Source organism: Streptomyces chiangmaiensis (genome assembly GCF_036281785.1).
Taxonomy (GTDB): Bacteria; Actinomycetota; Actinomycetes; order Streptomycetales; family Streptomycetaceae; genus Streptomyces; species Streptomyces chiangmaiensis.
This window is the reverse complement of sequence record NZ_JAYWVC010000308.1, coordinates 1-6,870: the sequence shown is the minus strand read 5'-3', so window position 1 is coordinate 6,870 and position 6,870 is coordinate 1. Positions and strand designations below refer to the sequence as shown.

Here is a 6,870-nt window from a genome sequence, read left to right as displayed (position 1 = left end):
CCTTCATCGCCGCACCGGCCGCGGCCACCATGCTCTCCGACTTCGGAGCCGACGTCATCAAGATCGAACCGCCGGGGCAGGGCGACCCGCAGCGGCTGCTGAGCTTCGTCCCGCCCAGCCCCCAGGCGCATGCCAACTACGGCTGGCACCTCGCCAACCGCAACAAGCGCGGCATGGTGATCAACCTCAAGTCCCCCGCGACCACCGAGGTCCTCCAGCGCCTCGTCGAGTGGGCCGACGTGGTGATCACCAACTTCCCGCACGGCACACGTGAGAAGCTGCACCTCGGTTACGAGGAGGTCTCGGGCTGGAACCCCAAGGTCGTCTACGCCGACCTCACCGGCTTCGGGGATGCCGGGGCCGACGCCAGGCTGCCGGGCTTCGACCTGACCGCCTTCTGGTCACGCAGCGGACTGCTGGCCTCCACCCGGGACGCGGGCGCCGCGCCCACGGTGCCGGTCTGGGGCAGCGGCGACTACACGACGGCGACCGCGATCTATGGCGCGATCGTGACCGGCCTGTACCACCGCGAACGCACCGGACGAGGCATCAGTGTAGGAACGTCACTGCTCGCCACGGGCGTCTGGGCCACGGGAACTCTCGTCGCCGGCGCGCTCGCAGGCGGCACACCGTTCGAGCTCCACGACCGGACCGCACCGGTCAACGCACTGACCAACCCCTACCGGACCGCGGACGGCCGATGGTTCATGCTGGCCATGGGAATCGCGCACTGGCCGGCACTGGCGCGAGCCATCGGCCACCCCGAACTCATCGAGGATCCCCGCTTCGCGGATGCCGAGAACTTCACCAAGCACGCGGCCGCCCTGACCGAGCTGCTCGACACCGAGTTCCGCTCACGGCCGTTCTCCGAGTGGAAGGACGCCCTGGACCGCGAACGCGTCACCTACGGCCTCATCCAGACACCGGAGGAGGCTGCGCAGGACCCGCAGCTGCGCGCGAACGACATCGTCGTACCCCTGGAAGGAGTCAGCGAGCTGGACTACACCATCAACAGCCCCGTCAACGTCCGAGGGATTCCCAAGGTGCCGGCCAAGCGAGCGCCTGACCTGGGCGAGCACAACGACGAGATTCTCGCCGAGCTGGGATACAGCCCCGCCGAGACCGCCCGGCTGCGCGCCCAGGGCGCCATCCCCGACACGACGGAAGAGAAGGCCGCCTGATGAGCACGGCCCCCGGGGCGGCCCGCATGGTCCCTCACGAGCGCCACGGCGACACACCGCCCAACACCATCAAGCACCTGGAGCGGAAGAACGCAGTCGGTCGCGCGAGACATCGCCGATGACACGAGCATTGCGGAGCGTCTTCCGGCCCCTCGGTAGGGCGGGCCGTGAGATTCCGCAATGACGAAAGGAACCGACACAAAGAGCCAACGGCACCTCCCCGCACGACGAGGCGACGAGGTGCCGTTGCCCATGGAAGAGCTGCTCCCCCTGGGCCGTACGACCGGCACCGACCACGCGAAACACGGCCCGCACCGACCGCGCCGACATGGTTGCCGTGCCCGCGCCCCTGGTCGCAGCCGGCGCCACGATGTAATGGGCCTGCTCGACGACATCGGCCGGAACTCCGCTGCCGAGCCACTGCGCACGGTGTTCCGCAGCAACCCCGAGGAGGCCAAGTGACCGCCCTGCCCCTGGAAGGCATCACGGTGGTGAGCCTGGAGCAGGCCGTCGCCGCTCCGTTCGCCACCCGCCAACTCGCGGATCTCGGCGCCCGAGTGATCAAGATCGAGCGCCCAGGCACCGGCGACTTCGCCCGCGCCTACGACGAGTCGGTGCACGGTCAGTCCAGCTATTTCGTCTGGCTCAACCGCTCCAAGGAATCGGTCACCCTCGACATCAAGACACCGGGCGGCCGGGAGGTGCTGGACACGCTGCTCGCCGACGCCGACGTGTTCGTCCAGAACCTCGCCCCAGGCGCCACCCGGCGGCTCGGCCTCGGTGCCGACGAACTTGCCGAACGCAACCCCAAGCTGATCGTCTGCGACATCTCCGGTTACGGCAACCACGGCCCGTGGGCGGACCACAAGGCGTACGACCTACTGGTGCAGTGCGAGACCGGAGTCGTCTCACTCACCGGCTCCCCCGAGGAACCCGCGAAGGTCGGTATCTCCATCGCAGACATCGCGGCCGGCATGTACGCCTACTCCGGCATCCTCACCGCACTGATCCGGCGCGCCACCACCGGCTGCGGCACACCGGTCGAGGTGTCCCTCTTCGATGCGCTCTCGGAGTGGATGGGCTCACCCGCGTACTACACGGCATACAGCGGCGTCCAGCCCGCCCGCGTCGGCGCCCAGCACGCCACCATCGCCCCCTACGGGCCGTTCACGGCCGGCGACGGCGGGACGGTGCTGCTCGCCATCCAGAACGAACGCGAGTGGGCCTCGTTCTGCGATGTCTTCCTCGAGGCTCCCGAGATCACCGGTGACGAGCGCTTCCACCGCGGTTCCGCCCGGGTGGCCCACCGCGAGGAGCTCAACTCGATCATCAGCGAACGTTTTGCCGAGCTGGACGCCGCCCGAGCCACCGAGCTGCTGGACCGCGCCAACGTGGCCAACGCCCGGCTCAACTCGGTCGCCGAGTACTGGGACCATCCGGTACTGGCAGGCCGCGACCGCTGGCGTGAGGTCGAAACCCCCGGCGGAACGATCAAGGCCTTGCTGCCGCCCGCCACCCTGCGCGGCGTCACCCCACGGATGGACCCGGTCCCGGCCGTGGGCGAACACACCGACGACGTGCTGCGCGCACTCGGCTACGACGACGAAGCGATCAAGGCGCTGCATGCCGATGGCTCGGTCTGACCGGGGAGTTCACGGCGTCTGGCGAGGGGTCGCGGTCGCGGTGATGCCAGGAGCGGCGCCCGGGAGGCCTGCGGAGAGTACCGCCGGTTCCCCCTCGGGGAGGCCGGTCACCTCGATCTCCGTCGGGGCGACGAGCGGCGCACTGGATCGGAACGCAAAGGCGGCGTAGTGAATGCGGTGGACGTTTTGGCGTGCTCCTGACGCTCCGTCGCCGGTGCCCCGAGCTACAACTGGTGCTCCCCGGAGGCCGTTGCACCTAGTTCTGGCATGACTTCTGAGGCCAGCCGCTCGAGGTGTTCTGCCTGCGCGAACAGCGGTGTGAACAGGATGAGTTCCGCGCCGGCGGTGATGACCTCGCTCAGCTTGCGAGCACACTCCCCAGGAGTTCCCGCGATCGCCGCGGCCTCGACCTCGGGTGACTGCCTCATGTAGAGCGCGGCCAGCTCGGCGTTGATCCGTTCCCGGGCCCGCTGGGCGTCGTCGTCCACCGCGATGTAGACGCGTTTGGCGATCGCAAAGTCGTCCGTCGGCCGGCCGGACTCGGCCAGAGTCTGGCGCACGATCTCGACCTGCTCGGCGAACTTCGCGGTCGACACCTGCCCGGCCCCGAAGAAGCCGCTGAACAGGCCGGGGCTCAGCACGGCGCGGCGCAATGCCGTACGTCCGCTGCCGCCGAACCACAGCGGAGGGTAGGGCTTCTGGAACGGCTTCGGTTCCATCGCAGCGTCGGCCAGCTGCCAGAATTCGCCCGAGAAGCGGGTGCTGGAGTCGCGCCACAGCCGGGTCATCACCTCGAGGCCCTCGTAGAAGCGGGCGACGTAGCGCTCCGGGTCGACGCCGAAGGCCCCGAAGGGACGTTGCTTGCCGCCCGTGCCGAAGCCGACCTCGATCCTGCCTCGGCTGAGCTGGTCCAGCGAGCTGATGCTCTTCGCCAGATGGACAGGGCTGTGCAGCGTGGACACGAAGACCGCGCATCCGAGGCGTAGGTGCTCCGTGCACGCGGCGGCGTAGGTCATCGTCTCCATCGGTCCGAGTTGCGGCTTGGAACCCAGCGTCTGCTCCTGCGTCCAGGCGCTGTCGAAGCCCAACTGCTCCACACGCGTGACGTAGGCGCGGAACGCGGCCGGATCGAACTCGCCATCTGCGTAGAACTGCGGAATGGAGATCGCGAATCGCACCCGGGCATCCTATTGAGCATCACCTGCCGGGCACTGTGTGCCGCGCCGCTGGACGCCGCGGCCTTTCCGGCCGGGCCGTCGCGAGCCGCCGGTCAGGAGAAGGGTGCGGTCCATTCGGCCTAGGGCGAAGGCGTCGCGATGCCGGTGCCATGGGCGGCGGTCGTGCCTCGCTCTGTTGCGGTCCGACCGGCCAGGAGTGGGAGCGCCTCCTGGGAGGGAGAGCCCTCGATCTGGATGAGTACTCGGCGCTCACACCGGCAAACAGACCGCAGGCCTGTACGCAAGCAAGATGGCCGATCAGGGCTTTGTCACACTCGCATTCGACGCCCCCTACCAGGGCGACAACGGCGCCGAGCCGCACCACTTGGCCGGTTCGGCACCGACTCCGACTCGGCTGCGATGCCGACGCTCGAGGCGACCGCCCAGCAGCGTACGGCCGAGGGCAAGGGCGCCGAAGCGGCCGTGATCCCCGGCAACGCAGTGCCGAACGGAAGCCGTCGGGCAGCTCCTTCCCACCGACCCTCGGATGAAATCCATAATTCGACTACATAGGCCCATACAATCTCAAAGCCGAACAAACCCATCACGCATGATCACGGCGCATTTCGGGAGGCATCATGAGCCAACAACCGGTCCTTCTGCCCTACGCCGACCCGGAGTTCCTCACGGATCCCTTCCCGCTCTACCGGCAGCTGCGCGACGAGGGTCCGGTGCGGCGCGCCGTCATCGCCGGCGGCCTGGAGGTCTGGCTGGTCACACGATACGAAGACGCTCTCGCCGCCTTGTCCGACCCACGGCTGAGCAGCGACATCCGAGACGCCTCGGACTCTCGACTCATGCAGCAGCTACCTGCGACGGAGCGCGAATCCTTTCTGCGCACCATGCTCCGCGCCGACCCGCCCGACCACACCCGACTACGCCGCCTGGTGTCGAAGGCGTTCACCGCGCGCAGGGTGGCCGAGCTCCGGCCCCGCGTCCAGGCGATCACCGACCGCCTGCTCGACGCGATCGTGCCGACGGGCCGTGCTGACCTCGTCAAGGACTTCGCCCTGCCGCTTCCGGTCACTGTGATCAGTGAACTGCTCGGGGTCCCCACGGCGGACCGGCACGACTTCCAGCGCTGGACCGACGACATGATCCGCCGCGGATCGGAACCACCGGATCCGGCAGTGGTGGACACAGCTTGGCGCCACATGCGCTCGTACCTCACCGAGCTTCTGCAGACGAAACGGGACCGGCCGGGGAACGATCTGCTCAGCGCGTTGATCGTCGCCCGGGACGAGGAGCAGCGGCTGGACGAGGACGAACTCGTCGCCATGACGTTCCTGTTGCTGGTAGCCGGATACATCACCACCGTGAACCTGATCGGCGGCGGCATCACCGCGCTGCTCACCCACCCCGACCAATTGACGTCGCTCCGGGACGATCCGGCGCTGCTGCCGGACGCGATCGAGGAGTTCCTCCGCTATGACGGGCCGGTGAACCCCGGGATCGCCCGGTTCACACGCGAGGACGTCGAGATCGCGGGCGTGACGATCCCGCGCGGAGCGACGGTGGTGGTCGCCTCCGCCATCGCCGACCGCGATCCGGCACGGTTCACCGACCCCGATCGCCTGGACATCACCCGGCAGGACAACGCACATCTCGCGTTCGGGCACGGAATTCACTACTGCCTGGGGGCACCGCTGGCCCGGCTGGAGGGCCAGGTCGCTATCGGGACCGTCCTGCGGCGCCTTCCCGGCCTCACCCTGGCCGTGCCTCCCAGCGAACTGCGGTGGAGACCCAGCGGACTGCGCGGCCCCGAACACCTTCCCGTCACCTTCACTCCCGGTCGTCCATGACGAGCCTCCTCGCATGACTCGCAGGCCGGATCCAAGACCGAGGCCGGGGCCGGTGTCCACGCTGAATCAGTGGACCGGCCGGCCGCCGTGGATGACCCGAAGCCTGCCGTCACACCGCTTGACCGTGCCCCTTGGCGGCTCGGCGCTCCCCCCGAGGGAGCGCCGAGCCGGGACGGGACCTCAGCCGTGCGGGTCGCGGTCGGCGGGACAGGGCGTGGCGACCCGCACGGCTGGGGTCGTCAGGCGTGCCCGTGAGGTGTGACGACGACGGGGTTGTCGTTGTCTGTGTCGGCGACGATGTTGAAGTAGTTGGTCAGGATGTTGAGGGCGAGGTTACCGATGACCTCGGCGATCTCGGCGTCGGTGACGCCGGCGGCCCGGGCAGCCTTGAGTGCCGCCTCATCCACCGTGCCGCGGCCGCGGGCGATGGCGTCGGAGAGCGCGAGCAGGGCCGCCACGTGCGGGTCGGCGGACGTGGCGTGGCGGGCCCGCTCGATCTCGTCCTCGTCGAGCTTGGCGACCTTCTTGCCCAGGAAGGTGTGGGCGGACAGGCAGTAGGTGCACCGGTTGTACTCGGCGGTGGCCAGCGAGATGCGCTCGCGGACCGGGCCGGGCAGCACACCGCCGGCGAGCGCGCCGGAGAGGCTCATCCACCCCTTGAGCAGGGCGGGGCTGTTCGCCATCGCCTTCGCCATGTTCGGAACCGGGCCGATGCTCTTTTTGAGCTCGGCGAGCAGGGTGGCGGCCTCACCGGTGGCCTCGGCGGGGTTGATCTGGGGCAGCGCCGACATTGCGACTCCTTCTGATGTCTGCGACATCCAATCCCTAACGTTTGGATGTCCTCTAGCCATTAGAACTGTGGCACATCTACCGTTCGTCGTCAAATGGAGATCGTGGCAGTTATCCATTAGCACGAGATGCCCTGGTGGCATGAGGAACGAGGGTGTGACCACGAGCGCGCCGTTGCTGGGAGAACCGCTGCCGGTCGAGCTGATGAACACCGTCAGCGTCGACCGCGGCCGTACCC

At 68.6% G+C, this 6,870-nt stretch carries 6 protein-coding genes; 4 read left to right on the top strand and 2 right to left on the bottom strand.

The window, feature by feature from the left end:
- The 3 genes from VXC91_RS40860 to VXC91_RS40850 all read left to right on the top strand — a co-directional run.
- The coding region (locus VXC91_RS40860) for a CaiB/BaiF CoA transferase family protein (RefSeq protein ID WP_329512431.1) at positions 1-1,181 on the top strand (1,181 nt) is incomplete at its 5' end.
- A gap of 252 nt (positions 1,182-1,433) precedes the next feature.
- Positions 1,434-1,643, top strand: coding sequence for a hypothetical protein (locus VXC91_RS40855; protein ID WP_329512430.1), 210 nt, complete (start codon positions 1,434-1,436; stop codon positions 1,641-1,643).
- The gene (locus tag VXC91_RS40850) at positions 1,640-2,824 is read left to right on the top strand and encodes a CaiB/BaiF CoA transferase family protein (protein ID WP_329512429.1); all 1,185 of its coding nucleotides are present in this window, start codon (positions 1,640-1,642) and stop codon (positions 2,822-2,824) included. The genes VXC91_RS40855 and VXC91_RS40850 overlap by 4 nt, the downstream gene beginning before the upstream one ends.
- Before the next feature lie 224 nt (positions 2,825-3,048).
- On the opposite strand, the gene VXC91_RS40845 is transcribed toward VXC91_RS40850, so the two are convergent.
- On the bottom strand, positions 3,049-4,002 hold the full coding sequence (locus VXC91_RS40845; protein ID WP_329512428.1) for an LLM class flavin-dependent oxidoreductase: 954 nt from the start codon (positions 4,000-4,002) through the stop codon (positions 3,049-3,051).
- Positions 4,003-4,619: 617 nt separating this feature from the next.
- Here VXC91_RS40845 and VXC91_RS40840 point away from each other — a divergent pair.
- Positions 4,620-5,843 (top strand): cytochrome P450 family protein, encoded by a 1,224-nt coding sequence (locus tag VXC91_RS40840; RefSeq protein ID WP_329512427.1) that lies wholly within the window; start codon positions 4,620-4,622, stop codon positions 5,841-5,843.
- A 239-nt stretch (positions 5,844-6,082) separates the two neighbouring features.
- Here the strand turns inward: VXC91_RS40840 and VXC91_RS40835 are convergent, their stop codons facing one another.
- Entirely contained in the window at positions 6,083-6,634 is a 552-nt protein-coding gene (locus VXC91_RS40835; RefSeq protein WP_329512426.1) for a carboxymuconolactone decarboxylase family protein, read from the bottom strand.
- Positions 6,635-6,870: the final 236 nt, after the last annotated feature.

Coding starts and splice junctions, on each gene's coding strand:
- VXC91_RS40855 (WP_329512430.1), top strand. CDS start 1,434: ATGGAAGAGCTGCTCCCCCTGGGCCGTACGACCGGCACCGACCACGCG.
- VXC91_RS40835 (WP_329512426.1), bottom strand. CDS start 6,634: ATGTCGGCGCTGCCCCAGATCAACCCCGCCGAGGCCACCGGTGAGGCC.
- VXC91_RS40840 (WP_329512427.1), top strand. CDS start 4,620: ATGAGCCAACAACCGGTCCTTCTGCCCTACGCCGACCCGGAGTTCCTC.